Source organism: Acidimicrobiales bacterium, from assembly GCA_034521975.1.
Lineage (GTDB): Bacteria > Actinomycetota > Acidimicrobiia > Acidimicrobiales > SKKL01 > SKKL01.
The window spans coordinates 271,782-298,774 of the sequence record JAXHLR010000005.1 but is presented as its reverse complement, the minus strand read 5'-3'; the positions used below and the strand labels follow the sequence as shown (position 1 = coordinate 298,774).

Sequence of the window (26,993 nt, the reverse complement as noted above, 5' to 3'; positions counted from 1 at the left end):
TTCAGAAGCCGTAGGTCTCGGCCAGTTCGGGGTCGCGCTCGGCCAGCTCCCGGGCCAGGCCGAGGATGACCTGGCACTGCTTCACCGAGGCGTCGTCCTCCATCTTGCCGTCGAGCATGAGGGCGCCGGTGCCGTCGCCCATGGCCTCGACCACCCGCGCCGCGTGGGCGACGTCGGCGGGGTCGGGGCTGAACACCTTCTTGGCGATGGGGATCTGGGCGGGGTGCAGGCTCCAGGCCCCGACACAGCCGAGCAGGTAGGCGTTGCGGAACTGGTCCTCGCAGGCGGTGGTGTCGGCGATGTCGCCGAACGGTCCGTAGTAGGGAAGGATGCCGTGCATGACACAGGCGTCGACCATGCGGGCGATGGTGTAGTGCCAGAGGTCCTGCTGGTAGGTGGTGCGCGGCTGCTCGGCGTCATCGGGATCGGGATCCTGGCGCACGAGATAGCCGGGGTGGCCGCCACCGACACGAGTGGTCTTCATGCGTCGGTTGGCGGCGAGGTCGGCTGGACCGAGCGACAGGCCCTGCATGCGGGGTGATGCACCACAGATCTCCTCCACGCGAGCCACACCCTGAGCGGTCTCGAGGATGGCGTGGATGAGGATCGGACGGTCGAGGCCGGCCTTGGCTTCGAGCTGGGCGACGAGCCGGTCGACGTAGTGGATGTCCTCGGGACCTTCGACCTTGGGGACCATGATGACGTCGAGGGCGTGGCCCACCTCGGTGACCGCGGCGATCAGGTCGTCGAGACCCCAGGGCGAGTCGAGCGAGTTGACCCGGGTCCACAGCTGGGTGTCGGAGCTGTTCCAGGATTTGGCGACCTCGATGAGCCCGGTGCGAGCCGCGTCCTTGTCGCCGGCCGGCACGCCGTCCTCCAGGTTGGCCAGCAGCACGTCGACCTGGCCGGCCATGTCCGGCGCCTTGGTCCGCATCTTCTCGTTGTTGGCCGGGAAGAAGTGGATCATCCTCGACGGACGAACCGGGATCTCCCGTACCGGATCAGGTGCGCCGACCGCCAACGGCTTGAAGAAGTCCTTCGCGCTGCGCATGGTTGATGCTCCCCTGGGTTCGAGGACCAGCAGGTCCTGACGATCGCACCGAGACGATACGAGTCCCGGATCCCTCGGGTCGAGCCGGGAGCCCGGGGCGCGCTAGGTTGTCGGCCCGTGAGCGACCAGGTACCACTCGATCTTCCACTCAACCCCGTCGACCACGACGAGCGCACCCTCGGCGAGTGGCTGACCACCTTCCACATGGCCGCGGTCGTCCTCGACCCCTACACCTACGAGAGCGCCTGGATCCTCGACCCCGCCCGCCGGATCCTCCGCCACTTTCGCGAGGCCGACTGCCGGGTGGCGTTCATCGTCACCGGCACCGACGACGAAGCCAAGTCGTTCCTCGGGCCGATCACCGACGAGGTGCTCACCCTGTGCGATCCCGACCGGGCGCTGGTGAAGGCCGTGGGGCTCGAGCACCTGCCCGCGTTCGTGCATCTCGCCCCCACCGGGCTGGTGGCGGCCAAGGCCGAGGGATGGGATCCTGCCGCGTGGCGCGAGGTCGCCAAGGCCCTGGCCAAGCGCATGAGCTGGAGCTACCCGTTGATCCCCGCCGCCGGAGATCCGGTCGCCTTCCCCGGCAGCCCCGCGTCGGGCGCCGCCTGAGCCACCCAGCGGGCGATCAGCGGATGATGCCGCCCCTGGTCATCGCCATGATGTCGAGTGCGCGGTCGAGCTCGTCGTCGGTCATCAGCCCCCACTCGACCACGACCTCGCGGATGGTGCGACCGCTGGCACCGGCCTCCTTGATCACCTGGGCCGCCTGCTCGTAGCCGATGTAGGGGTTCAGCGAGGTGCCGATCGACGGAGACGACTCGGCATAGGCCAGGCAGGTGTCCTCGTTGGCCTCGATGCCGTCGATCATCCGCGAGGCGAACACCGCGGACACGTTGGCCAGCAAGCTGCCGGACTCCAAGAGGTTGCGGGCCATCATCGGCATGTAGACGTTGAGCTCGAACGCACCCTGGCTCCCACCGAAGGCGATGGCGGTGTCGTTGCCGATGACCTGGGCCGACACCTGGGTGACCGCCTCGGCGATCACCGGGTTGACCTTCCCCGGCATGATCGACGAACCGGGCTGCAGATCGGGGATCGAGATCTCGGCCAGACCCGTACGGGGTCCGGATCCCATCCAGCGCAGATCGTTGGCGATCTTGACCAGCGCCACCGCCGCGGTGCGGTAGTGGCTCGACACCTCGACCAGGGCGTCCCGCGACGACTGCGCGGCGAAGCTGTCGCGGGCGGGAAGGAGTGGCAGCGATGTGCGTTCGGCGAGTCGCTTGATGACCGACCGGCCGAAGGTCTTCGGCGCGTTGATGCCGGTGCCGACCGCGGTCCCCCCGAGCGGGAGACGCCCGACCCGGGCGATGGCGTCCCACAACCGCTCGGCGCACTCCTCCACCTGGGCGGCGTAGCCCCCGAACTCCTGACCGAGGGTGACCGGCGTCGCGTCCATGAGGTGGGTGCGACCCGCCTTGACCACCTTGCGGAACTGACCCTGCTTGCGGCGCAGGCTCGACGACAGGTTCTCGAACGCGGGGATGACCTCGTTGGCGATCGCGTCGGTGACCGCGAGGTGGATGGCGGTCGGGAACACGTCGTTGGAGGACTGCGAGGCGTTGACGTGGTCGTTGGGGTGGACGGTGTCGTCGGCCCCGAGCTCCTCGTTGGCCAGGTGGGCCAGGACCTCGTTCATGTTCATGTTCGACGAGGTGCCGGAACCGGTTTGGAACACGTCGACGGGGAACTGGTCGTCCCACTCCCCCGCGGCCACGTCTTCGGCCGCGGTGGCGATCGCCTTGGCGATCCTGCTGGTGACCGCCGGAACGTCCTTGGAGCGGGCGTTCACCAACGCCGCGTCGGCCTTGACCAGGGCGAGCGCCCGGATCAGGCGCCGGTCGATCGTCATCCCCGAGATCGGGAAGTTCTGGACCGCACGCTGGGTCTGTGCCCCCCACTTGGCATCGATCGGGACACGCACCTCCCCCATGGAGTCGTGCTCGATGCGCCACTGCTCGGTCATGGGGAGTCCTCCCTCGTCGGAACCGCGTGCCACCCTATGCGTTCACCGACCTGGCGATGACCGAAGCCCGCTCCCGCCATTGGTCCACTGGCAGCATTCCTCTCCCACAGGGGGAGCAAACTGCTGCCATGTGCGATTGTGGACGGGAGCTAGCGTCGGGTGGCGTGCGAGTGGTCGAGCTGTGGCGCTACCCGGTCAAGTCCATGCAGGGCGAGCAGCTCGACTCCTGCGAGGTCGGTGAGCACGGGATCATCGGCGATCGCCAATGGGGAGTCGTCGACACCTCGACCGGATACGTTCTCACGGCGCGGCGAGTGCCCGAACTCCTGCTGGCCTCGGTCCTCTACCGCAGCCCCGACGAGGTCGAGGTGAGGCTCCCCGACGGAACCGATGTGAGCGACGACGCGGCGCTATCCGAGTGGCTCGGGCGACCGGTCGCCCTGCGCTCGGCACTCGACCACGGTGCCGGCACCTACGAGAACCCGCTGGTGGTCGAGGACCACGTCGAGTCCGAGTGGGCGGCATGGGAGGGACCATCGGGCGTGTTCCACGACTCGGGTCGCACCCAGGTGTCGATCTGCTCCATCACTGCGCTCGGTGAATGGGACCGTCGCCGCTTCCGGTTCAACGTGATCGTCGACGGCTCGGGCGAGGACGATCTGGTGGGCCGGTCGATCCGCCTCGGCGAGGTCCGACTCGACGTGCGGAAGGCGATCGGCCGCTGCGTCATGGTGACCCGCCCCCAGCCCGACGGCATCGAGCGCGACACGTCGGTGCTCAAGACCATCAACCGCGAGCGCGACGGCACGCTCGGCATCGGCGCCGTTGTCACCCGGCCCGGCCCGGTCGCCGTCGGCGACGAGCTGGTGATCCCCTGAGCTGGTGATCCCCTGAGAGCAGTCGGTACCGTTCAGTACGTGGCTGACTTCTCCTACACCGACCTGTTGCCTCTCGGACCTGCCGATGTCGACTACCGGCTGCTGACCACCGAGGGGGTGTCGACGGTCGAGGCCGCGGGACGCACCTTCCTCGAGGTCGACCTCGAGGCGATCCGACTCCTCACCGCCGAGGCCATGCGCGACATCGCACACCTGCTGCGGCCCGGGCACCTTGCCCAGCTGGCGTCGATCCTCGATGACCCCGAGGCGTCGGCCAACGACCGGTTCGTGGCGCTCGACCTGCTGAAGAACGCCAACATCGCCGCGGGCTACATCCTGCCGTCGTGCCAGGACACCGGCACCGCCATCGTCATGGGCAAGAAGGGCGAGCTGGTGCTCACCGGCGGCGGCGACGAAGAAGCCATCGCCCATGGCATCTACGACACCTACACCACCTCGAACCTGCGCTACTCGCAGATGGCCCCGCTCACCATGTGGGACGAGAAGAACACCGGCACCAACCTCCCCGCCCAGATCGAGATCTACGCCACGCCGGGGGACTCCTACTCGTTCCTGTTCATGGCCAAGGGCGGCGGGTCGGCCAACAAGAGCTACCTGTACCAGGAGACCAAGGCGGTCCTGAACCCCACCCGGCTGATGAGCTTCCTCGACGAGAAGATCCGCAGCCTCGGGACCGCCGCCTGTCCTCCGTACCACCTGGCCGTGGTGATCGGCGGAACCTCGGCCGAGCACACCATGAAGACCGCCAAGCTTGCCTCGGCCCGCTACCTCGACACGCTGCCCACCAGCGGAAGCGAGTCGGGCCACGGGTTCCGTGACCTGGAGCTCGAGGCAGAGGTCCTGAAGCTCAGCCAGGAGACCGGCATCGGGGCCCAGTTCGGCGGCAAGTACTTCTGTCACGACGTGCGGGTCATCCGCCTCCCCCGCCACGGCGCATCGCTGCCGGTCGGCATCGCCGTGTCGTGCTCGGCCGACCGCCAGGCGCTCGGCAAGATCACCGCCGAGGGCGTGTTCCTCGAACAGCTCGAGCGGAACCCGGCCCGGTACCTGCCCGATGTCACCGACGAGCACCTCGACGACACCCAAGTGGTCGAGATCGACCTCAACCGGCCCATGGACGAGATCCGTGCCGAGCTGTCGAAGTACCCGGTGAAGACCCGCCTGTCGCTCACCGGTCCCATGGTCGTGGCCCGCGACATCGCCCACGCCAAGATCAAAGATCGCCTCGACGCCGGTGAGTCGATCCCTCAGTACCTGCGCGACCATCCCGTCTACTACGCCGGCCCGGCCAAGACACCCGAGGGATATGCGTCGGGCTCGTTCGGCCCCACAACCGCCGGTCGCATGGATGCCTATGTCGACCAGTTCCAGGCCGCGGGCGGCAGCTTCGTGATGCTCGCCAAGGGCAACCGGTCCAAGGCCGTCACCGATGCCTGCCGCCGCCACGGCGGCTTCTACCTCGGGTCGATCGGCGGTCCGGCCGCCCGCCTGGCCCAGGACTGCATCACCAGTGTCGAGACCCTCGAGTACCCCGAGCTCGGCATGGAGGCGGTGTGGAAGATCGAGGTGCACGACTTCCCTGCGTTCATCGTCGTCGACGACAAGGGCAACGACTTCTTCGCCGACATCAACCGCCCGGTCGACATCCCCACCAAGCGCTGATAGCCCACTCGACCCACCCTCACCGAAATCGCGCGGATCTGTCGCGCCTGGCGCGACAGATCCGCGCGATTTCGTCGGGTGGGTCAACTGGCGAGGCCGGCGAGGCGGGCGAGGCGCAGCATGGCGTCGTCGAACCAGGCGTCGCGGTCGGCGATCACGTTCTGGTAGTGACCGAAGAGCTCGAAGCTGACCACGCCGAAGAGCCAGGTCCAAGCCAGGACCCCGGCCACCGCATGGGCGGGATCGGTGCCGAGTTGGTCACCCAGCCCGGGTTCGAGCAGGCCGTCGGCGGGGTCCGGGCCCGGCACCGGACCGAGAGCACCGGTCTCGGTCGCATCGGCCAGGATGCCCGCGAGCAGCAGCCCGACCCGACCGGCGGGGTCGATCGTGTCGGTGGGCGCGGCGTAGCCCGGCACCGGCGACCCGTAGATGAGGGCGTACTCGTGGGGATGGGCCAGCGCCCAGGTCCGGACCGCACGGGTGGTGGCGCGCCAGCGGCCCATCAGATCGTCGCGCTCGACCGTCGCCTCAGCCGACTCGGCGGCCTCGCCCACTGCGTCGTAGGCCGCGACGATGAGCGCGGTGAGCAACGCGTCGCGGCTGGGGAAGTAGCGGTACAGGGCCGACGACGCCATGCCCAGGTCGCGGGAGATGGCGCGCAGGGACAGGTCGGTGGGGCCGACCTCGGCAAGCTGGCGCCGTGCAGCTTCGGTGATCTCGGCGGTGAGTTCAGCGCGGGCCCGCTCGCGAGCGGTGCGGGGTGCGTTCACGCGCTCGATCCTAGCTCGAACTCGCGATCGCTGCACTGTTCCGAGAGCACCGCTCTTGACAACGGGGCCACCCTCGGCACCGACGAACGGGCGTGGGGCAGGGCCTGGCACGTCCCGACCAACCCACCGAGGACCTACCGGCAGATGGCCGAGCTGATGGCCGTCGAGGCCGGTGCCCCGGCGCCGAAGGTGTCGGCCATCCCCCACTGGCTCCAGCGTGGGCTCGGGGTGGCCATGCCGATGGTGCGCGAACTGGAGGAGACCCGCCACCAGTTCGCCAACCCGTGGGTCCTCGACTCGTCGGCGGTCACCGAGGTCTTCGGACTCGAGCCCACCCCGATGGACCGGGCCGTGCCAACGCCGCCGCCTGCGCGGTCAGGCCATGGCGCGAACCGCTGCCATGAACGGTTGCCGCCCATGGCGCGCCAACGGTTGCGATCAGGACAGCTCGACCAGCTCGATCAGGTCGTCGCGCCAGTAGTCGAGCTGGGCCTCGGGCATCATCAGCACCCGCTCGGGCGCCAGCTCGCGGACGAAGTCGGGATCGTGGCTGACGATCACCATGGTCCCCGGCCAGGCCGCCAGCGAGTTGGCGGTGGCGGTGCGAGAGCCCGGATCGAGGTTGTTGGTCGGCTCGTCGAGCAGCAACACGTTGTGGCGACCGGCCACGAGCTGGGCCAGCGCGAGCTTGGTCTTCTCGCCCCCCGAGAGGGTGCCGGCGTCCTGGAAGGCCTTGTCGCCGGACAGGCCGAACATGCCCATGAGGCGGCGTAGCTCCTCGTCGTCGAGCCCCGCTTGCTCGCGCATGTGGTCGAGCAGGTTGCGACCCTCGTCGATGCCTTCGTGTTCCTGGGCGTAGTAGCCGACCGAGGTGTTGTGGCCCCACTTGACGGTACCGAGGTCGGCCTCGGTGACCCCGGCGAGGATGCGCAACAGGCTGGTCTTGCCCGCGCCGTTGAGGCCCATCACCAGGATGCGCTCGCCCCGGCCGAGGTCGAAGGAGACGTCGACGAAGACGGTGAGGTCGCCATAGGACTTGGCCAGCCCGTCGACCTCGACGACGGTGCGGCCCGACGACGGGGGCATGGGGAAGCGCACGTTCATGGTGCGGCGCTTCTGGGGGCCCTCGACCTTGTGGTCCTCGAGCTTGGAGACCCTGGTGTCGAGCGACTTGGCCGCCTTGGCCCGCTTGGCGGTCTGGCCCCGCATCGAGTCGGCGAGGGTGGACAGGCGGCGGATCTCGGCCTCCTGGCGCGACGCCACCTTGCGCAGGCGCTCCTCGTCGGCCTCGCGGGCCTTGAGGTACTGGCTGTAGGTGCCCTTGTACTCGGCGGCGGTGCCGAGCGCGTCCTCGCCTTCGCGGTCGAGGTGGATGACCCGGGTGATGGCCTCGTCGAGCAGTTCGAGGTCGTGGCTGATGACCAGCAGCGCGCCGCTATAGGTGCGGAGGAAGTTGAGCAGCCAGTCCTTGGCGTCGGCATCGAGGTGGTTGGTGGGCTCGTCGAGCAGCAGCACGTCGCTGCCGGCGAAGAGGATGCGGGCCAGCTCGACCCGGCGGCGCTGCCCACCCGACAGCACCCCGATCGGCATGTCGAGGCGATCGTCTTCGAGGCCGAGACCGGCGGCGATGCGGCGCACCTCGGAGTCGGCCGCGTAGCCGCCGTCCATCTCGAAGCGTTCCTGCAGCTTCGAGTAGCGGGCCACGTTCTCCTCGGTGGGGTACTCCTCGATGCGCACCCTGGCCTTCTCGAGCCGCACCGCAGCCTCGTCGAGACCGCGCCCGGACAGCACGTGGGTGAGCGCCGGGGTGTCGGGCGGCACCGAGTCGACCCGTGGGTCCTGGGAGAGGTAGCCGAGACCGCCGACGATCTTGATCTCACCCGCCTTGGGAGCGATGGTGCCGCCGATGGTCTTGAACAGCGAGGTCTTGCCCGCGCCGTTGCGGCCGGTGAGCCCGACCTTGTCCTTGGCGCGCACGTCGAAGCTGATGCCTTCGGCGAGCAGCTTGCCTCCGACCTCGACGGCGACGTCACGGACCTGGATCACCGGGACAGTCTCGCAGCGATCTGGCTCGACACCGCACCGACTTCACCCAACACGACCACATCAGAACCCGAGCGGGGCTTGCGTGCGGGGTTCGCTCTCCATAGAATTAGATTCTAGGCACATACAGGGGGCCTTCGAAAGACCCGACGAGAGGACAGACGACCATGAGTGCAACCGTCGTTGACGACCGATACACGATCATCACCGCTGACAGTCACGCTGGCGCGAGCCACGCCCAGTACCGCGAGTACCTGGAGTCGAAGTACCACGAGGACTTCGACGCGTGGCGTGCCAAGTACCGCAATCCCTTCAAGGATCTGAAGGACGACCGGCGAGAACGCAACTGGGACACTGAGCGACGCTTCGCCGAGCAGGAAGCCGACGGGATCGTTGGAGAGGTTGTCTTTCCGAACACCGTCCCTCCGTTCTTCCCGAGTTTCGTCCTCTTTGCCCCGCAGCCGCGCCCCGAGGACTACCAGCACCGCCTGGCCGGCATCCGCGCCCACAACCGCTGGCTGGTGGACTTCGTCGCCGAAGCCCCCGAGCGTCGTGCTGGGATCGGCCAGATCTTTCTCAACGACATCGACGACGCAATCACCGACGCCGCCTACATCAAGGACAACGGTCTGCGGGGCGGGGTCCTGCTGCCCAACATCCCGCCCGACGCGACCTGGATGACGCCGCTCTATGACCCCGAGTACGACCGGCTCTGGACGTTCCTCGAGGACAACGAGATCCCGGTCAACGTCCACGGTGGGACCGGGGCTCCCGACTACGGCAAGTACGACTTCTCGATGCTCCTCTACATCAACGAGGTGAGCTTCTTCTCCCAGCGTCCCTTCGTTCACATGCTGCTTGGCGGTGTCTTCGAGCGATTCCCGAACCTGAAGTTCGTCATGACCGAGACCGGTTGTGCATGGGTCCCACCGCTGCTGGAGCGCCTCGACAAGATGATCATCCAGATCCGCGACACCGGTGCCACCGGCGAGATCCGCTACACCGAGGGCAACAAGCGCACGATGACCGCCAGCGAGGTGTTCGAGCAGAACGTGTGGATGGGCGTCAGCCAGCCCGGCCCAGAAGATGCCGCAGCGCGGCACGTCCTCGGCGAGGACCGCTTCATGTGGGGCTCGGACTACCCCCACGACGAAGGCACCTACCCCTTCACCCGGGAGCACCTCCGCCAGATCTTCCACGATGTCGAGCGTGAGGAGATGGAACGGATCCTCTCAGCCAACGCCGCAAAGCTCTACGGCTTCGACCTCGAGGCGCTCGCCCCGTACACGGCAGCGGTCGGCCCGAGTGTGAGCGAGCTCGCCGAGCCGCTCACCGAGTTGCCCGAGAACCCCAACGATGCCCTGCTCAAGGGCGTCACAGCCGCCTGACCCAAGCCGGAGTGGGGCTTCGCCGTCGCCTCACCTCGTCGCGACGGCGAAGCCCTCCCGCACCGAACCGCCGGCCATGAGCCAGACCGGGTGGCACCCACCGCTGCAATGAGTGCCACCCCCACCGATCTCAGGACGAGCGGTCGAGGCCAAAGACCCGGATGGCGTTCTCCCGCAGGAACTTGGGCCACACCTCGTCCTTGAACGGGACGTTGGGCATGTCGCGGAACTGGCGCTCGAGCGTGAGCCCGGCGGGAAGTACCCGCAGTACATGATCTTGTCCGAACCTCGGGTGTTGGCGTAGTTGATGATGTCCTTCGGGTAGTGCTTGGGGGCAAAGGCGCTCGTCATGTAGTGCAGCCCCGGCCACTTCAACATCAACTTCACAGCCAGGGCGGTCCACGGCTCCGCGCCGTGCATCATGACCATGACCAACTCGGGGAAGTCGTAGAGAACCTCGTCGAAGTGCTCGACCTTCTGCGGCCAGCTCGGCATCCGGGGGCCGACGATGCCTCCGTTGATGCAGATCGGGATCCCGAGTTCGACGCACTTGGAGTAGATCGGGTACATCTTCTTGTCGTTCACCGCCACCTGCGGAAACGTTCCACTCGGGAAGCAGGAGACGGACACGATGTCGTGCTCCGCCTTTGCGCGCTCCATGCGTTCGAGGGTCTCCATGCCTTCGTTCGGATCCACGCGCCCACTCAGGAAGAACCGGCCCGGGTACTCCTTCTTGGCGCGGATGCCGTTCTCGGAGAGCCCGGTGACGGCCTTCTCGATGTTGAAGGCGTCCATCTTCGCGACGATCCACTCGACCGGATCTTCGTCGGGATCGATGACGTCGGGAACATCCTTGAACATGTATTGAGCCGGGAACTCGAACTCCTCGATGCTCTGGCGGTCCTTCAGCAACGGGCGGAAGAAGTCGTAGGTGGACATCTTCTCCTCGATGCTCTGATGTGGGAAACCGATGCCGAGGTCGACGATCCCGATGTCGGTTGGATATGCCATGTAGTAGCTCCTTTGGTGGTGTCGAGCGCTTCGCGCAGATGGACCGATCAGAGGTTGGCGACCATCGGGACGGACAACGACCTCATGAGGGCTCGGCGGGGTCCGCCTGATGCAGGGCGCCGGATCCGAGGAGGCGCTCCACCTCGTCTGGGGACAGCCCGAGCTCGCGCTCGGCGATCTCGCGCGTGTGCTCACCGAGGAGGGGCGCGGGGGTGGTGATCGGCCCGGACAGGTCTGAGCCCCGAAACGATGGTCCGTCGAGCAACATCGGCCCGTGTCCTGGTTGGTCGATCTCGAGGATGTAGCCCCGGTCGAGGAGATGTGGGTCCTTCGCCTGCTCGCTGACGTACATCATCCGGCCGGCCGGCACCCCATCAGCCTGTAGGAGCTCCATGACCTCTTGGCTGCTGCGGAGGCGCGTCCACGTGCTGATGCGCTCGTCGAGCTCGTCATGGCCGCATCGACGGCCCTCTACGGCCTCGAGGTCGGCATCGGCGGCCCACTCCGGCTCACCCATCGCCCGGCGCAGCGATCTCCACTCCTCGTCGGAGCGGCACGTGATGACACACCACTGCTGATCCCCTGCGCACGGGTAGACACCCCACGGGCCCCTCGCTCAGAGCGGTTGCCCCGCGGCCCGACCGAACCAGGTTCGAGCGACTCCTTCAGGAAGAGATCGGCGAGGATGTTGAGGCACACCTCGGCCTGGGCGATCTCGACGTGGACCCCTCGGCCCGATCGCTCTCGACCGATCAGGTACGCGGTCGCGGCGACGGCTCCCAGCCGCCCCACGACGTGGTCGGGGAAGGCCACGTTCGAAGCCACCGGCTCGTCGTGGTCGGGAAGGCTCCACAGGGCGGTCATCCCACCCACGGGCTGGGTGTTGGCTCCATAGCCGCGCCACTCCCGCCATGGGCCACGCAGGCCCATGGTCTGGCTGCTGATCACCAACAGGTTGGGGTTGGCTGCTCGCATGACCTCGGGACCCAAGCCCCATCGCGCCAGGGTGTCGGGGGGAAGGTTCTCCACCACGACATCGGCGGAACCCACGAGCTCCATGACCGCCTCCACCCCCTCCGGCTCCGTGAAGTCCACACCGAAGCTGCGCTTCGTGCGGTTGGAGGACGCGAAGACGGCGCTGACTCCCGAGGGGCCACCGAGCTGACGGAACAGGTCCGGGCGACGCGGGCTCTCGATCCGGATGACGTCGGCCCCGTACTCGCCCAAGAGGCGGGCGATCTCGGGGGCGGCCCCCGCCACGCCGAAATCGAGGACCCGCAGACCGCTGAAGGGCCCTGCATCACCATCTCGGGACGGACTGACAACGACTGGTTCGGCGCGGCTCTGCCACTGCGGCGAGTCATCGCGCGATGCAGGAGCGGGAGCCGGCTCGCGCACCCCCACGCGTTCGCCGTCGACGAGATAGAAGCCGCTGGCGATCCGACCTCGGTCACCCGATCCGATCTCGATGTCGACGAACGACTCCAGTGCCCTGTACTGTGGTGCCTCGAGCACACGGTTGGGCGGAAGCAGGGGCGTCACGGGGATCCGGCGTCGCTGACCCTCCTCACACGCCTCGATCATCGAAAGTTGGCTGAAGAACCGCTCGTAGATCGGACGAAGGACGGTCTCGAAGGCCATGTAGCGACCCGTCGTCGTGTCGAAGCTCTCGTCCTGGAGCTCCTCGGGTTCGCCGAGCCACGCCCGCAACTTGCGCCACTCGGCCACGGTGACCACGGACGGGCGGATCCACCCGTCGGCACATCGGACGATCGGATAGATCGGACCGGCGCCGTTGCGCACCTCGCTCATGGCAGGGGGCGCACCGGAGGGGCTCACGTTGGCGAGGCCCCAGTCGGTCGTCTGCGCGACCGACTCCATGACCGAGAGGTCGATGCATTGACCGCGGCCGCTGTGGAGTCGCTGCCGGTATCCTGCCAGCGCCGCGAACGCACCCGTGATGCCGGCGATGTCGTAGGCGAGGGCGCCTGGTGGCAGCACGGGTGGCAGCTCGGGCACGCCGGCCTTGAACAACATCCATGAGAGCGAGACCAAGACAGGGTCGGTGCCGCTCATGTCCCTGTAGGGTCCCGTCGCTCCGAAGTCGGAGATCGAGGTGATGACCAGCTGGGGGAAGCGGCGGGACAGCTCGGGGGGATCCAGGCCGATGGCGGCCCATTCGCCCGGGCGGCTCGTCTCGAGCCAGATGTCTGCGCCTTCCAGCAGCCCGAGCAGCCTCTCGCGACCGGTCTCGGAGTGCGGGTCGATCTCGACGGATCGCTTGTTGGTGTTGCGGACGGCGAAGTACAGGCTCTCCTCGCCGTGAAACGGCGGAAGGCGGCGCGAGACGGCACCGCCCGGCGGCTCCACGCGGATGACGTCGGCCCCGAGGTCGGCCAACAGCCGACCGGCCATCTCCGCCTTCTCGTCGGCGGAGTCGACCACCCGTAGACCCTCCAGCGGGAGCGTACCGTTCACCTGATCGATGCTCTCCATGTCGACTCGGCCTCAGCTGTCCGTCTTCAGGACTCGCGCGGCGTTGTCGTGCAGGAACTTGGGCCAGACCTCGTCCTTGAACGAGACGTTGGGCATGTCCCCCATGATTCGGTCGAGTGAGAGGCCCATCGGGTAGTACCCGGCGTAGATGATCTTGTCGGCGCCGCGGGTGTTGGCGTAGTCGATGATGGCCTTCGGGTAGTGCTTGGGGGCGAACGCGCTGGTGGAGTAGTAGAGGTTGGGCCACTTCAGCATCAGCTTCACCGCCAGGTCCGCCCACGGCTCGCAGCCATGGCGAGTGACGAAGACCAGATCCGGGAAGTCGTACATGACCTCGTCGATGAGCTCGACGTGCTGCGGAGCGAACCTCAGCCGGGGTCCGGGGATCCCCGCGCAGACGAACACCGCGATACCCAGCTCGGAGCACTTGGCGTAGATGGGGTACATCTTCTTGTCGTTGATGGGCACCTGGGGCAGAAAGCCCGCAGGGAACATCGACACCGCGCGGACATCCCACTGCTCGTGGGCCTCCTCGATCTTGCGCACCGCGTCCATGCCCTCGTTCGGATCCGCACCCATCGACGGGATGAACCGGTCGGGGTGCTCCTGCAGCGCCCGCTCGCCGTCCTCGCCCCCGATGCCGATCATGCCCTTCTGGATACCGTGCTTGTCCATCTCGGCGAGTGTGACGGCGACGGGGTCGTCACCTTCGTTGTTCTCCTCGGGTACGTCCTTGAACATGTACTGCGCCGGGAACGTGAACTCCCCCTTCGATTCGGCATCCTTGGTCTGCCGAGTGATGAAGCTGTAGGTGTCCCGCTTGTCGCGCATCGGGAACCCGATCATCGTGTCGATGATCGGGATGCTGCCGGGCATGGTCATGGGGTCCCCTCCGAGATCGCAGGTGCGGGTTCGACGCTTGCATCATAGCTTATAGTAGAATCAGAATCCGATCCTTGTTGCCTGGTCAGGAGATGGAGGATCGACGCTCCCCAGCCACATCGTCCTCCTCGCTGGGAAGACCGCTCAGACCCTGCTCCCGGGAACCGAAGGCTCGGCGACGTCCCCATCTGGTAGCGGCAGCGGGTGGTGGCACGCCAAGAAGTGACCCTCGCCGACCTCTTGCATCGACGGCTCCTCCTCCGCGCAGATCTCGGTGGCTGCCGGGCAGCGCGTCCGGAACCGGCACCCCGAGGGTGGATCCATCGGCGACGGCATCTCGGACTTCGCCACGGGATCGACCTGATCGTCGCCCATGGCGGGGATGGAGTTGAGAAGGAGCTTGGTGTAGTGGTGCCTGGGCCCGTCGTAGAGTTCCTGGGGCGCGCCGATCTCGCAGAGCTTGCCGAGATACATCACCGCGACGCGGTCGCTGATGTTGCGCACCACGGCAAGGTCGTGCGCGATGAACACGAGCGTCAGCGCGTAGCGTTCCTTCATGTCCTCGAGCAGGTTCAAGATCTGCGCCTGGATCGACACGTCGAGCGCCGAGACCGGCTCGTCGCAGATGATGATCTCGGGCTCGACGACCAACGCGCGAGCAATGGAGATGCGCTGGCACTGCCCGCCCGAGAACTGGTGCGGGTGGCGATCGCCGGCCTGGTCGACATCGAGACCGACCGCGTCGAGCACCTCCGCCACCTTCGCGCGTGTGTCCGCCTTCTTCTCTCCCCAGACCACGAGGGGATCGGCGACGATGTCGAGGACTCGGCGACGCGGGTTCAGCGACGAGATCGGGTCCTGAAAGATCATCTGTACCTTGCGCCGCACCGACCGCAGCTCCGAGGAGGACAGCGACGTGAGGTCTCGTCCGGCGAATCGGATCGACCCCGAGGTCGGCGGAGGCAGCTGCATCACCGACCGCCCGGTGGTCGACTTGCCACAGCCCGACTCTCCGACCAGACCCAGGGTTTCGCCGCGCTTGACGTCGAAGCTGATCCCGGACACGGCGTGCACGGTCCGCTTCCCTTCCGTTGGGAACTCCACCACGAGATCCTCGACCCGCAGCACGATGTCCTCACCGTCGCGCAGATGGGCGATTCCAGCGCCGGCCATCAGACCACCATCTCCTTCTCCATCGGATTTCCCGTGGCGGTCTTGCCGCGACGCAGGTTCACTTCCAACGCCTCCTTGCCCTCGAGCGATCCGACGGGATACCAGCACGCCGACTGGTGGGTGGGATCCTCCTGAGCCAGCAGCGGGGGTGTCTCGACCAGGCAGCGATCCTGGGCATAGGGACACCGCGGGTTGAACGGACAACCTTCCGGAGGATGGACGAGGTCCGGGGGCGCCCCGGGATCGCCCTCAATCGGGCGTGTGTAGGGCCCGAGAGCGGAGGCAATGCGCCGATGAGTGCCTCGGTGTAGGGCATCCGGGTCGAGGTGAACAGCGTCGCTGTGGGCGCCGTCTCGACGATCCTCCCCGCGTACATCACCGCGATCCGATCGCTGCGTCCGCGAACGACGGCGAGGTCGTGAGTGACGAGGATCAGGCCCATGTTGCGATCGACCTGCTGCTGTTTCAGGAGGTCGAGGATCTGTGCTTGCACCGTGACATCGAGCGCCGTCGTTGGCTCATCACCGAAGAGGAGCCGTGGACTGCAGGCCAGCGCGATGCCGATGGTCACCCGCTGGCGCATCCCGCCGGAAAGCTCGTGGGGGTATCGCCGGATCATGCCCTCTGGCCCTGGGATCCCCACCGATCTCAACACCTCGATCGCCTGCTCGGTCGCTTCCTTGCGGCCCATGTCGAGGTGGTGGCGGAGCGATTCGGTGAACTGGGCACCAATCCGCTTCACCGGGTTCAGCGAGGTCATCGGATCCTGGAAGACCATCGCCATCTCGGTGCCCCAGTAGTTGCGCAGCTCCCGGCTCGACAGGTCTGAGAGCTCCAGCCCGTCGAATCGCACCGAGCCAGATCTGTGGTTCGGACCACCCTCGGCGATCAGACCCATGATCGCCCGGGAGAGCACCGACTTGCCGGATCCGCTCTCGCCCACGATGCCGAGTGTTTCGCCCTGGGCAAGGCTCAACGACACGCCGTTCACAGCACGAACACGTCCAGCCGCCGTGTCGAAGTGGACCCTGAGATCGTCGACCTCCAGGAGCGGCTGGTCGTCGCTCCTGAAACCGTTCCCACTCAGCCTCACAGCGAGCTCTCCTTCACGTCGAACTTCTTCCTGAGCCGCTCACCGATGAAGTTGAACGACAGCACAGTCAGGAACATGACGAGGCTGGGGCTCAACGCGATGTGCGGCGTCTCGGTCAAGGAGATCCGCCCCCCGGCGATCATGCCGCCCCAGCTTGGCGTGGGCGGGGGCACACCGAGGCCGAGGAAGCTCAACGACCCCTCGGCAACGATGACCACACCGATGATGATGAACGAGTACGCGGCAACGGGGGGCACGACGTTGGGAAGGATCTCCCGCAGCATCACCCGTACCGCCCGCGAGCCGTAGGAGCGCGACGCCATCACGAACTCCCGCTGGGAGACCACCAGCGTGCTCGCGCGTGTGAGGCGGATGAACGTGGGGATGCTCAGAATGGCGAGGCCGAGCACGATGTTCCGCAAGCTCTGGCCGAGCACCGCGGCGATGGTCAGTAGCAGGACCAGGGCCGGGAGGGCGAGAAGCGCGTCGGTCATGGTCATGATCACTCGCTCGGTCCGGCCACGAAGGTAGCCCGCCCCCAGTCCGAAGAGTCCGCCGATGACGAGCCCGAGCAGTACCGAGGAGATGCCGACGACGAGTGAGACTCGAGCGCCGAACACCGATCGAGAGAGGATGTCTCGGCCGACCTCATCGGTGCCCAAGGGGTGATCCAGCGACGGCGGCTGAGCGAGGACGGTGAAGTCCGACTCGATCGGATCCGGAAGTGGCAGGAGGTCGGCGAACACCGCGGCGGCGAGTACCAGGACCACCCAACCCACAGCGAGCCAGTAGGCGATGGCGAGCGGCTTCCGCCGCACCGCCGGATCGTCGTCGGGGGCTGGCGGCAACGCATCCTCCCCGAGGTCTCGGGGGGTGCGAGCGCCGGTCTCCGCAGCTTGGTCCTCCAAGGGATGGATCTCTTGAACTCGGTCGGCGGGATCGGTCGGGACCGACTCCACCTTGGCGGCTGGATTCTGGTCGTCAGGCACTTTTCACCCTCGGGTCGAGGAAGGTGTACATGATGTCCACGATCATGTTGACGAGGACATAGGCGGCGGCGACGAAGAGCAGGGCGCCCTGAAGAACGATGAAGTCGCGGTTGTAGATCGACTGCACGAGCATCTGCCCGATGCCCGGGATGCCGAAGATGACCTCGACGATCACCGACCCGCCGATGAGCCGTCCCACGTTCACGCCGGTGAGCGTGAGCAGTGAGAACGACGACGGGCGCAGCGCGTGGCGGATGAGCACGTGCCACGTCGGCAATCCCTTGGACTTGGCCATGAGTACGTGGTCCGACTGCAGCGTCGCGATCATATCGGAGCGCAGCAGCTGGTGGTAGATGGCCACCTGGCTCAGCGCGAGGGTCATGGTTGGCAGGATCAGCGAGCGGAGGTTGCCCAGTGGATCGTTGCTCCATCGCGTGAAGCCGGTGGCGGGTAGGAGGTTGAGCTGACCCGCGAAGAGCAGGATGAGCAACATCGCGAGGATGAACGGAGCCAAGGAGACGAGACCGAAGCCGATGGCCATCGTCGTCTTGTCGAAGTTCCTGCCGGGCCGGTACGCCGTGTAGATGCCGAGCGGCATGGCGATCAAGAGCGCGACGGCCTGGGCCAAGACCATGAGCTCGAGCGACACCGGTACCCGGTTGGCGAGGTTGGTGAGGACGGGCTGGTTCGTCCGATACGACTCCCCGAAGTCACCCGTGACGACGCCCCCAGCCATCTCACATAGCGGACGGGGAGAGGATCATCGAGTCCCAGGTCGTCGCGAACCCTCTCGATCTGTTCGGGTTGCGCCGTTTCGCCGAGCAACGCTGCTGCGGGATCGCCCGGTAGGAGGTCGATGAGCAGAAACGTTCCCACCGTCACGATGAGCAGGACGATCAGTAGGTGGCGGGCTCGTCGGAAAGCACTGCGCACGGCTTGGTGCAACTCCTTCAGTCGGGGGGACGGGTGCCGCCCGGCGCGTTCAGAACGGGTTCAGCTGCCGGGGTTGGCGCCCAGGGCGGCGGCCGCGGGGTCGGTGCGGCGCTGACGCCGCACCGACCCCGGCACCGGTGCCGGTGGTCGCTACTGCTCGATCCAGAGCGTCGCTGGCCACAGGGTGTTGTCCGGGTACTTGTCGACGCCGTGGACGTCGTCCTGGGTGATGAGTGCCGACGGAGGACGTCCGTAGGTGGCGAAGGGGATCTTCTCGGCGACGAGGACCTGAACTTCCTTCCACGCCTCGACTTGAGCAGCTTCGTCGGTAGCCGAGACGGCACGTTCGAGTGCGGCGTCGACCTCGGCATCCTCGAAGTGCGCCCAGTTGGAGAGCCCGGTGCTGTGGTAGGCGTTCCACATCTGTGGGTACTCACCGATGAAGGCGGGATAGGACATGATGGCGGCCTCGAAGTCGCCGGTCTGGAGGATGCCGGTCACGAACTCGGAGATGTCGAGGAACTCCATCTCCACGTCCCAGTCGACATCACGGAAGAACTGGCCGGCCATCTCGGCGAACGCTCGCCTGTCGGGCGTGTTGGGGAGGACGAAGGTGAAGCTGGCGTCGTTCCCCTCGGACTCGTAGTCCTCGATGAGGCTCCTCGCTCGGTCGGGGTCGAAGTCCGGCCAGACATCGTGCTTGGTCTCGTTGTACACCGGCGAGTCCGGAGCGATGAGCCCGACGGTCCCTGCCCAGTCGCGCTGACCGCCGAGGCGGACGTCGGCGATCACGTCGAGGTTCAGCGACGCGACGAACGCCTCGCGAATTCGTGGATCGTCGAACGGCGGACGGTTGTCGTTGAGGACGATGCCCTCACCGCCGTTCGCCTGCTCCGAGAGCACCTGGAGGTTGCCTTGCTCCTGGGCATCGAGGATCTCGCGTGCGGTGATCATGTAGGTGAGGTCGACGTCACCGTTGAGGATCGCCTGCTGGCGGGTCTGGGTGTCGGCGATCGGACGGTAGATCATCTCATCGAGGTAGGGCAGGCCCTCCTGCCAGTAATCCTCGTTCTTCTCGAGGACGAGCCGGTCATCGGGGATCCACTCCACGAACTTGAATGGACCGGCACCGACCGGGTTGAGGTTGAAGTCGTCACCGAGCTCTTCCACTGCTGTCGGCGACGGGATCAGACCAATGCCATTGGCCTGGGCGAACGACGCCGCGAACGGCGCGAACGGCCGGCTCAGCGTGAACTCGATGGTGAGGTCGTCGATCGCCTCCATCGATTCGATCGGCTCGGCGAGGGCGAATGCACCCGAGGCGTTGTCGGGGTCGAGGTGTCGCTCGATGCTGAAGATCACCGCCTCGGCGTCCAGCGGCGTGCCATCGTGGAAGTTGATGCCCTCGCGGAGCGTCATCGTCCAGGTGATGTTGTCCTCGGTCTCCATGGACTCGGCCATGTAGGGCTCGACGTTGCCCTCGTCGTCGAAGCGCATCAACGAGTCGTAGATCGCCGGGTTGGCATAGGTCGTGCTGCGCTTGATCGGGTCGTAGCCAGTGGATTCGGCATAGATGCCGTAGGTGAGAGTTCCACCCGCAACCGGCTCACCGGCCTCATCCTCCCCGTTCTGGTCCCCGCCGTCTTGGTCGTCCGGTGACTGCTCCTCGTCGGGATCGTCGCCGGCCCCCGCAGCGGGTTCGCCGTCATCTCCGCTCCCACAGGCCGCCAAGACCAGGAGCGCGGCGATCAGGCACAAACGCAGCTTCCGCATACAGTTACTTCCCTCCGTCTAGTGGAACTGAACGAGTTCTAGAACCCGGTTCATCTAAGTCCAGGCCATGCCGCGTGTCAAACGCCACTGCTCTGGTGAACCGAATTCTAGATCTACGTCCGACCGTGTCAAGGCAGGTTCGAACCCGCCAGCGACCAGTGGCGCGCCCAGGCCATGTCACAGCTCGGCCACACGACGGTTGCCGGCCACCAAGCCGATGGTGAGGATCACGACCAGCGTTCCCGATGCACCGATCACCACCGACACGCTGAGGAGGTCCGCCAACGAGCCCGCGGTGAGCGTGCCAACGATGTTGGCGCCCCAGGTCAGCATGAGAAGCCCGAGTACGCGCCCGTGGTACGCCGCATCCACGATCCGCAGGAGAAGCGTCCGCGACAGGATGGTCTGCATCCCGAAACCGACGCCGCCGACGAACAGTGCGATCAGGGAGAGGGGCAGCGAACGGGAGGCGCCGAAGACGATGATGCCCGCGCCCCAGACCAGCAGGGACGCGATGTAGATGCGCCCCTCACCCGCGACGCGGTTCCGGAGCGAGAGGAGGAGGGCTCCGGGGATCGAGCCCAGGCCCACCGCCATGCTGAGCGATCCGAGCACCACCGCATCGCCATCGAGCACGTCGCGCGCCATCACCGGCATCAGCGCGAGATAGACCCAGCCCACCGTGCCGGTGAACACGCTCATCATCACGATCGTGGCGGCATCGCGGTGCCGTCTCAGGTACCCGAGGCCATCGACCAGCTCGGTTCGCATCCGGCGGCGCTCACGGGTCGGTGCCGTCCCAGGGGTGCGGATCCGGAGGAAGAACACGACGAACAACAGGTTCGAGACCGCAAACATCGCGTAACCGCCGGAGTCGCCGAACCTGTCGATGAACCATCCCGCCATCAACGGCCCCACGACCCGGGCCACCCCGCCTTGGAACGAGGTGAGGGCGGTGGCGTTGGTGAGCCGGTCGGGCGTGACGATCTGAGCGATGTACGCCTGGCGCGAGGCCAGCTCCCCGATGACCGAGAGACCGACGAGGAACGAGAGGACCAGGAGCCACGTGAAGCTCAGAGCAGCGGTGCCGGCGAGAAGCGCGAGGGCGACGGCGACCAGCCCACCACCTGCGCGGACGACGATCGCCGTCCACCGACGGTCCCACACGTCGGCGAGCACGCCGGCGGGGAGTGCGAACACGAACATCGGCAAGAAGTACACGACGTTCGTCAGGCTCACCGCGAAGGCGGAGTCGGTGAGCTCGAGCGCCGTCCATCCCATCGCGGTCAAGAACGCCCAGATCCCGATTCCGAACACGGCGGACCCGTACCAGTAGTTGCGGAAGTCCCGCATGCCGAACAGGGTGCGGACGCCGTCCGCTCTCCTCCTGCCGGTGGCCGCACCCGAGGCGTCGGACGCGCCAACACCGCCCTCTGCGCTGGGTGGCCCTCCGGTCTCGTTGTCGACCTCACGAGGTCCCGAGTCCAGCACCGGCTTCTGCACCAAGAACCTCCACGTCCTCACTGGGCCCCCGGGATACTGCCGGGATATCTAGAATCTAGATCTAGACCGCCAGCACGGCAAGGAGACGTCTTGGCGCCCCCTCATGCATGCCGACGGCGGGCGGGGCTCGGCGATGCGCGATCGGCCGGCGAAGCGGTCAGTGCTGCGCCGGTGACCCCGAAGCGCTGGACTAGGGACCGTCCGAGCCAACTTCGAAGGCGCGCTCAACGCTCGACGGCGTCTCCGCCCCTCGACAGAGGACGCCGATGGCCTTCTCCAGTTCGCCAGCGACCTCGTCGAGGCTGCGCCGGCCCGACACCCATGAGATGAGCGACGAGTACCAGACGTGGCCCAGAACCGAGACGATGCCTCGGCACACCTCAGGCTGGTAGTGACCGTCGAGCACCGCTGTCACGGTGGCCGTCACATCTGCGTTCAGCCTTGCTACCGACCTGGCGACCCCCGTATCGGTGGATGCCAGTGCCGTGACCATCGCCGAGGTGAGGGCAGGCTCGCTCGCGAGCGCGTGACAGGCACGGGTGTAGTAGTTGCTCAGCTGTTCCGCAGCCGTGGAGCCCTTGAGCGGTCGGGTGTCGATACGACCAGAGAGCTGCTCTGCCCACGCGGCCATGGCCTCGGCCAAGAGGTGGTCCTTGGACGAGAAGTAGTGGTAGGGGGTGCCCAGAGCAACGTTCGCCTCGCTGGCCACCTCGCGCATCTGAACGGCCGCGTAGCCTCCCTTGCGCCCGAGCTCGAGGGCTGCCTCGACCACATCGGTACGCCGAGACTGCTGCTTCGGCGACAGCACCCGTACGCCCGCCTTCCGGGCACCACTGAACACCTCCCCGCCACCAGGCGCAGCACTGCCCAGGTCCAGGTCGGCGTCGTCTGCGGTCAACAGGCCACCCGAGCGCATCCAGCCTCCGCTCGCAACGGTTGCCGCGACGGATCGGCCACTTCCGAGACGTTGCACGCTTCCATAACTCCACCGCAATCCCTGGGTAGCCATCGATGGGGATGCCATCGGTGACGCGCTCACGTCCTGCGAACTCACCGATCCAACCGGTTCGGCACCATATCACTCGGCCGACTTCGCAGCCCGGAAGCCCAGCCACGCCGAATCCAGCTGGCAACTATAGTTAGATTATACTTCCATTTCGGCTGGCGGCAGAACGGAGAACTTCCCATGGTCGACATCCTCGAAGGTTGCAGAGCGATCGTCACCGGTGGGTCACGTGGCCTCGGACGAGGCATCGCTCTCGAGCTCGCGCGGGCCGGCGCCGACGTCGGCCTCGTCTACCGCAAGCGTGCGGACGAGGCGAAGGAGGTAGCGGCCGAGATCGAGGCACTCGGCCGGCATGCACCGATCGCCCAAGCCGACGTCGCGGTGTGGGAGGACGTGGAGACCGCCGTGAACTCGCTGGTGCGCGAGCTCGGGGGACTCGAGATCGTGATAGGGAACGCTGGCATCGCCAGCCCGAACCTCGCGATCGCCGATCTCCCGGTCGACCGGTGGAGAAAGATCCTCAGCGTCGACCTGGACGGCGCCTTCCACACGGCGAAGGCCACCATCAACCATCTCGTCGACAGCGGGGGGCACGGCTCCATGGTCTTCGTCTCTACCGTCGGGAGTCTCAGGGGAACTGCGACCCAGGGCGCGTACAGCGCCAGCAAGGCGGCGGTGAACTCGTTGACCAGGACACTCGCCCTCGAGCTAGCCCCCCACGGCGTGCGCGTGAACGCGGTCGCTCCTGGCATCTTCGAGACCGACATGACCCGGTTCGTCCTCGAGTCCCAAGGGGAGGACGGCCTCCGCGCCACGGTGCCGCTCGGGAGGGCTGCTCAACCCGCCGAACTGGGCAGGACCGTGGCCTGGCTGTGCGCCGATGCCTCATCGTATGTGACCGGCGAGATCATCCGCGTCGACGGCGGGCTGGGCGCCTAGAACCCGACCAGGAACCGAACAGCACGCTCCGGGCGCCTATGGCATCGCCCGACGTGAGCGGGACAGCATCGCCCAAAGACCAGGGTACGGGCAGGGCTGCACCCGGCGGTGTGAAGAGGAGGTGATCCACGCCGAGGGCTCCCCCGTTTCGACCGATGGATCGAGCTGCCATGGGGCCCAGCACCAGCAGGCGCCGCCCGGGTTCCCACTCCACGAGGGCCCAGCTGCCCCGGTCGGTGGAGCCGTCGATCGTGACCCGACCGCCGAGCACCCGCCCGAACAGCTTCAGCGCGGCGGCGAGGTCGCGGACCGACAAGCCAACCCACGCCAACGCGTGCGCTGGACCCTCGGGTATCGGGAAACCAACCGGAGCAGACGTCGTCCGGTCGAAGCTCTCGTCGGCCTGGATCGCCTGTAGCAAGGTCCCCAACCCGCTGGCCTTGGGGTGGACGAAGGCCTCACGGCGATCCGGCACGTCGATGTGATCGGGGAGCAACTCGAGGCCGAGCTCGCTGCAGCCTCGGATGAACGCGTCGAGCTCGGGCACCTTGAAGGTGATGTGGTGCGGCCCCGGACCTCGTCCGTCCAGGAACCTGGCCACGAAACCGCCACCGTCGGCGGGGGGCTCCAGCAGCTCCACCTTCATGCCGTGCTCGAAGGCGAGCTGGCACGGAGCAAAGTCGACCGCCACACCACCACGGCACCAACCGCCGCCGAGCTCTTCGATGAAGGTCGGGAACCCATCGGACCAGTGGTGCACCGCCACCGCCACGTGGTCGAAGACCGGTCGATCAACCATCGGAACGAAGCCTGCGAGCAGGGGGCGCCGAAACGATCACGTCCCGTGCCCTGTTCGATAGTCGCCGAACTGGCCGTCGCGCTGGTTGAGCGCGCCCACGAGCCCGCCGGAGTCGCGGGCCTCCATGAAGGCCTGAAAGCCCTCGGTGTGAACGGCGAGTGCACTGAGCTCGGTTCCGCCGCGGATCGCGTCGGGCATCCCCATCACCGCCATCGCCCGGTGGACGGTGCGCTTGTTGATCTGCACCACGTCGCTCGGGATGTGCGAGATACGGGTGGCAACATCGAGCACCCGCTCCTCGAGCTCCTCAGCAGGGAAGGACCGGGTCGCGAACCCATGCTCGGCCGCTTCCTTCCCACTGATCGAGTCACCTGTGAGCATCAGCTCCATGCCGCGCCGCATCCCGAGCAACCACGCGTGGTACTGCATGTCGGGCGTTCCGAAGCGAACGGCGGGATACCCGATCTGCGCATCGTCCGCCGCGTAGACCAGATCGCATCCCGTGGCCAGCTCCGAGCCACCGGCGAGGCAGTAGCCGTGCACCTGGGCGATCACCGGCTTTGCGAGGTCCCAGATGCTCATCCATCCCTCGGTGACCTCACGCTGGAAGCTGCCGACACCACCGCCTCTCGGGTAGCCGTCGCCAGCCTCGTCGGGTCCGGGATTGAGGTCGTAGCCAGCGGAGAAGCAGGATCCCGCGCCCCGGACGATGGTGAGCGATACATCAGGGTCCGCGTCGTGCTCGCCCAAGGTGTCGAGGATCGCCCTGCGCAGCGATGCGTTGAGGGCGTTGCGCTTCTCGGGACGGTTGAGCGTGACGCGACGCACACGTTCGACCGGCTCGTCTACCAGCACCAGGGACTCGCTCATCTCAACCTCCGCGGACGACTCAGACTGTAACCAGACTCTAGTATCGTTTCCGTGGTGGTGTCGCCAGGCCGGGGCAGGCCTCAGTTGACCTGTCGGTCGTGGCCCTCCCAGAACGGCTCGCGGAGCTTGAACTTCTGGAGCTTGCCGGTGGCGGTGCGGGCCAGCTCGGCGCGCAGCTCGACCGAGGTCGGGCACTTGTAGTGCGCCAACCGCTCGCGGCAGTGGTCGATGAGATCGCGCTCGGTCGCCTCCTGCCCTGCCGCCAGCACGACCAGCGCCTTCACCGTCTCGCCCCACTTGTCGTCGGGCACACCGATGACGGCGACCTCGGCCACCGCGGGGTGGGAGAACAGCGCGTCCTCGACCTCGATCGACGACACGTTCTCACCACCCGAGATGATCACGTCCTTCTTGCGGTCGGAGATGGTGAGGTACCCCTCGTCGTCGAGGTAACCACCATCGCCGGTGTGGAACCAGCCGTCGACGACGGCTGCGTCGGTGGCCTCGGGCTGTTCCCAGTAGCCCTCGAGCACGTGGTTGCTGCGTGCGGCCACCTCGCCCTGGCCGGTGATCCTCAGGCGGACGCCGAGCGCCGGGGCGCCGGCCCTCGACAGCTTGGCGGCCTGCTCGGCAGCGGGCAGGTCGTCCCACTCGGCGCGCATGCGGTTCATGGTGAGCAGCGGCGAGGTCTCGGTGAGGCCGTAGATCTGGATGAACTCCCACCCCAGCTCGGTCATGGCCCGCTCGATGGTCCGGGTGGGTGGCGGGGCGCCGGCGACGATCATGCGCACGCGGTCGCGCCCGGGGATCGGCCCGTCCCAGTCCACGGCGGCGTCGAGGATGGCGTTGAGCACCGCCGGGGCACCGTTCAACAGGGTGACCCCGTGGGCCTCGATGCGGCGCAGGATCTCGGCCCCGTCGACCTTGCGCAACACGATCTGGCGGGCACCCATGCCGCAGAGGCCGAAGGGCATGCCCCAGCCGTTCACGTGGAACATGGGCAGGGTGTGGAGGTAGACGTCGCGGTCGTTGACCCCGGCCTGCCAGCCGAAGGTGGTCGAGTTGAGCCACGTGCTGCGGTGGGTGAGCTGGACGCCCTTGGGTCGGGCGGTGGTGCCACTGGTGTAGTTGATGAACGCGGTGGCGTCCTCGTCGGGCTCCCAGGGACGCGGTTCGGCGTTCCAGTCGTGCAGCGCCTCGTCGGACTCGGCGCCGAGCACATAGCGGTGCCGCGCACCCACCCCGGCCAGCGCCTCGTCCAGCTCGGGGTCGACGAGCAGCACCGATGCCCCGCAGTGGTCGACGATGTAGCCCACCTCGGCGGCGCTGAGCCGGAAGTTGATCGGCACGTAGATGCGTCCGGATCCGGCGACGCCGAACATGGAGGCGGCGACGCGGGCGGCGTTGTGGGACACGATCGCGACCCGTTCGCCCACCCCGACGCCGAGCTCGTCGAGCGCGGCCGCCTGGGCGCGGGCCCTGGCGGCCAGGTCGCCGAAGGTGAGGTCCGGCAGTGGCGGTGCCGGCTGGTCGGGTTCATCGACCAGCGCCACACGGTCCCGGTAGACCGTCGCACCCCGGTCGAGGAAGTCCATCACGCTGAGAGCGACCTTCACCCTGTCCCCCTTGTCGAGTCGGCCAACGTGTCGGTCACGCTAGCGACCCCGGCCGCGCCGGTCGCCAC

General features: G+C 67.1%; 24 protein-coding genes. 5 read left to right on the top strand and 19 right to left on the bottom strand.

All coding sequences use genetic code 11. From position 1 onward, the window contains the following. Position 1 precedes the first annotated feature (1 nt). Complete coding sequence (locus U5K29_08260) at positions 2–1,051, bottom strand: CoA ester lyase (GenBank protein ID MDZ7678532.1); 1,050 nt, start codon at positions 1,049–1,051, stop codon at positions 2–4. Positions 1,052–1,168: 117 nt separating this feature from the next. Here U5K29_08260 and U5K29_08255 point away from each other — a divergent pair, with 117 nt between their 5' ends. Beyond that, positions 1,169–1,663: a hypothetical protein gene (locus U5K29_08255; GenBank protein ID MDZ7678531.1), complete on the top strand. Its 495-nt coding sequence runs from the start codon at positions 1,169–1,171 to the stop codon at positions 1,661–1,663. Positions 1,664–1,679: 16 nt separating this feature from the next. On the opposite strand, the gene U5K29_08250 is transcribed toward U5K29_08255, so the two are convergent. Beyond that, a complete protein-coding gene (locus U5K29_08250; GenBank protein MDZ7678530.1) occupies positions 1,680–3,080 on the bottom strand; it encodes a class II fumarate hydratase in 1,401 nt (466 codons plus the stop codon). A 164-nt stretch (positions 3,081–3,244) separates the two neighbouring features. On the opposite strand from U5K29_08250, the gene U5K29_08245 reads away from it, so the two are divergent. Both U5K29_08245 and U5K29_08240 read left to right on the top strand, forming a co-directional pair. Further along, complete coding sequence (locus U5K29_08245) at positions 3,245–3,958, top strand: MOSC N-terminal beta barrel domain-containing protein (GenBank protein MDZ7678529.1); 714 nt, start codon at positions 3,245–3,247, stop codon at positions 3,956–3,958. 39 nt (positions 3,959–3,997) lie between these two features. Further along, on the top strand, positions 3,998–5,641 hold the full coding sequence (locus tag U5K29_08240; protein ID MDZ7678528.1) for a fumarate hydratase: 1,644 nt from the start codon (positions 3,998–4,000) through the stop codon (positions 5,639–5,641). Positions 5,642–5,724: 83 nt separating this feature from the next. On the opposite strand, the gene U5K29_08235 is transcribed toward U5K29_08240, so the two are convergent. From U5K29_08235 to U5K29_08225, 3 genes are all read right to left on the bottom strand, one after another. Next, positions 5,725–6,411 carry a TetR/AcrR family transcriptional regulator gene (locus U5K29_08235; GenBank protein MDZ7678527.1) on the bottom strand — a complete coding sequence of 229 codons (687 nt, stop codon included), beginning with the start codon at positions 6,409–6,411 and terminating at the stop codon, positions 5,725–5,727. Positions 6,412–6,545: 134 nt separating this feature from the next. Continuing rightward, entirely contained in the window at positions 6,546–6,746 is a 201-nt protein-coding gene (locus U5K29_08230) for a hypothetical protein (protein ID MDZ7678526.1), read from the bottom strand. Positions 6,747–6,849: 103 nt separating this feature from the next. After that, the gene (locus U5K29_08225; GenBank protein MDZ7678525.1) at positions 6,850–8,457 is read right to left on the bottom strand and encodes an ABC-F family ATP-binding cassette domain-containing protein; all 1,608 of its coding nucleotides are present in this window, start codon (positions 8,455–8,457) and stop codon (positions 6,850–6,852) included. 164 nt (positions 8,458–8,621) lie between these two features. Here U5K29_08225 and U5K29_08220 point away from each other — a divergent pair, with 164 nt between their 5' ends. Further along, entirely contained in the window at positions 8,622–9,842 is a 1,221-nt protein-coding gene (locus U5K29_08220; protein ID MDZ7678524.1) for an amidohydrolase family protein, read from the top strand. 30 nt (positions 9,843–9,872) lie between these two features. Here the strand turns inward: U5K29_08220 and U5K29_08215 are convergent, their stop codons facing one another. From U5K29_08215 to U5K29_08165, 11 genes are all read right to left on the bottom strand, one after another. Continuing rightward, on the bottom strand, positions 9,873–10,853 hold the full coding sequence (locus U5K29_08215; GenBank protein ID MDZ7678523.1) for an amidohydrolase family protein: 981 nt from the start codon (positions 10,851–10,853) through the stop codon (positions 9,873–9,875). An 82-nt stretch (positions 10,854–10,935) separates the two neighbouring features. Continuing rightward, entirely contained in the window at positions 10,936–11,415 is a 480-nt protein-coding gene (locus tag U5K29_08210; protein ID MDZ7678522.1) for a CoA transferase, read from the bottom strand. Continuing rightward, positions 11,325–13,331 (bottom strand): CoA transferase, encoded by a 2,007-nt coding sequence (locus tag U5K29_08205; protein MDZ7678521.1) that lies wholly within the window; start codon positions 13,329–13,331, stop codon positions 11,325–11,327. Before U5K29_08205 ends, U5K29_08210 begins: the two co-directional genes overlap by 91 nt. A 30-nt stretch (positions 13,332–13,361) precedes the next feature. Continuing rightward, positions 13,362–14,231 carry an amidohydrolase family protein gene (locus U5K29_08200; protein MDZ7678520.1) on the bottom strand — a complete coding sequence of 290 codons (870 nt, stop codon included), beginning with the start codon at positions 14,229–14,231 and terminating at the stop codon, positions 13,362–13,364. 144 nt (positions 14,232–14,375) lie between these two features. Beyond that, entirely contained in the window at positions 14,376–15,404 is a 1,029-nt protein-coding gene (locus tag U5K29_08195; protein MDZ7678519.1) for an ABC transporter ATP-binding protein, read from the bottom strand. Between the two features lie 58 nt (positions 15,405–15,462). Further along, positions 15,463–16,347 (bottom strand): ABC transporter ATP-binding protein, encoded by an 885-nt coding sequence (locus U5K29_08190; GenBank protein ID MDZ7678518.1) that lies wholly within the window; start codon positions 16,345–16,347, stop codon positions 15,463–15,465. A 146-nt stretch (positions 16,348–16,493) separates the two neighbouring features. Then, positions 16,494–17,486, bottom strand: coding sequence for an ABC transporter permease (locus U5K29_08185; protein ID MDZ7678517.1), 993 nt, complete (start codon positions 17,484–17,486; stop codon positions 16,494–16,496). Then, a complete protein-coding gene (locus tag U5K29_08180; GenBank protein ID MDZ7678516.1) occupies positions 17,479–18,222 on the bottom strand; it encodes an ABC transporter permease in 744 nt (247 codons plus the stop codon). The genes U5K29_08185 and U5K29_08180 overlap by 8 nt, the downstream gene beginning before the upstream one ends. A gap of 347 nt (positions 18,223–18,569) precedes the next feature. Then, complete coding sequence (locus tag U5K29_08175; protein MDZ7678515.1) at positions 18,570–20,192, bottom strand: ABC transporter substrate-binding protein; 1,623 nt, start codon at positions 20,190–20,192, stop codon at positions 18,570–18,572. A gap of 177 nt (positions 20,193–20,369) precedes the next feature. Continuing rightward, a complete protein-coding gene (locus tag U5K29_08170) occupies positions 20,370–21,695 on the bottom strand; it encodes an MFS transporter (GenBank protein MDZ7678514.1) in 1,326 nt (441 codons plus the stop codon). A gap of 190 nt (positions 21,696–21,885) precedes the next feature. Next, positions 21,886–22,593: a TetR/AcrR family transcriptional regulator gene (locus U5K29_08165; protein MDZ7678513.1), complete on the bottom strand. Its 708-nt coding sequence runs from the start codon at positions 22,591–22,593 to the stop codon at positions 21,886–21,888. Between the two features lie 288 nt (positions 22,594–22,881). Here U5K29_08165 and U5K29_08160 point away from each other — a divergent pair, with 288 nt between their 5' ends. Then, complete coding sequence (locus U5K29_08160; GenBank protein MDZ7678512.1) at positions 22,882–23,640, top strand: SDR family NAD(P)-dependent oxidoreductase; 759 nt, start codon at positions 22,882–22,884, stop codon at positions 23,638–23,640. On the opposite strand, the gene U5K29_08155 is transcribed toward U5K29_08160, so the two are convergent. From U5K29_08155 to U5K29_08145, 3 genes are all read right to left on the bottom strand, one after another. Beyond that, the gene (locus U5K29_08155; GenBank protein ID MDZ7678511.1) at positions 23,609–24,439 is read right to left on the bottom strand and encodes a VOC family protein; all 831 of its coding nucleotides are present in this window, start codon (positions 24,437–24,439) and stop codon (positions 23,609–23,611) included. The genes U5K29_08160 and U5K29_08155 overlap by 32 nt on opposite strands. 36 nt (positions 24,440–24,475) lie before the next feature. Then, positions 24,476–25,309, bottom strand: a complete 834-nt coding sequence (locus U5K29_08150) for an enoyl-CoA hydratase-related protein (protein MDZ7678510.1) — start codon at positions 25,307–25,309, stop codon at positions 24,476–24,478. Positions 25,310–25,389: 80 nt separating this feature from the next. Beyond that, positions 25,390–26,925 carry an AMP-binding protein gene (locus U5K29_08145; GenBank protein MDZ7678509.1) on the bottom strand — a complete coding sequence of 512 codons (1,536 nt, stop codon included), beginning with the start codon at positions 26,923–26,925 and terminating at the stop codon, positions 25,390–25,392. Positions 26,926–26,993: the final 68 nt, after the last annotated feature.

Coding starts and splice junctions, on each gene's coding strand:
- U5K29_08260 (MDZ7678532.1), bottom strand. CDS start 1,051: ATGCGCAGCGCGAAGGACTTCTTCAAGCCGTTGGCGGTCGGCGCACCT.
- U5K29_08250 (MDZ7678530.1), bottom strand. CDS start 3,080: ATGACCGAGCAGTGGCGCATCGAGCACGACTCCATGGGGGAGGTGCGT.
- U5K29_08220 (MDZ7678524.1), top strand. CDS start 8,622: ATGAGTGCAACCGTCGTTGACGACCGATACACGATCATCACCGCTGAC.
- U5K29_08215 (MDZ7678523.1), bottom strand. CDS start 10,853: ATGGCATATCCAACCGACATCGGGATCGTCGACCTCGGCATCGGTTTC.
- U5K29_08200 (MDZ7678520.1), bottom strand. CDS start 14,231: ATGACCATGCCCGGCAGCATCCCGATCATCGACACGATGATCGGGTTC.
- U5K29_08195 (MDZ7678519.1), bottom strand. CDS start 15,404: ATGGCCGGCGCTGGAATCGCCCATCTGCGCGACGGTGAGGACATCGTG.
- U5K29_08180 (MDZ7678516.1), bottom strand. CDS start 18,222: ATGGCTGGGGGCGTCGTCACGGGTGACTTCGGGGAGTCGTATCGGACG.
- U5K29_08175 (MDZ7678515.1), bottom strand. CDS start 20,192: ATGCGGAAGCTGCGTTTGTGCCTGATCGCCGCGCTCCTGGTCTTGGCG.
- U5K29_08160 (MDZ7678512.1), top strand. CDS start 22,882: ATGGTCGACATCCTCGAAGGTTGCAGAGCGATCGTCACCGGTGGGTCA.
- U5K29_08155 (MDZ7678511.1), bottom strand. CDS start 24,439: ATGGTTGATCGACCGGTCTTCGACCACGTGGCGGTGGCGGTGCACCAC.
- U5K29_08150 (MDZ7678510.1), bottom strand. CDS start 25,309: ATGAGCGAGTCCCTGGTGCTGGTAGACGAGCCGGTCGAACGTGTGCGT.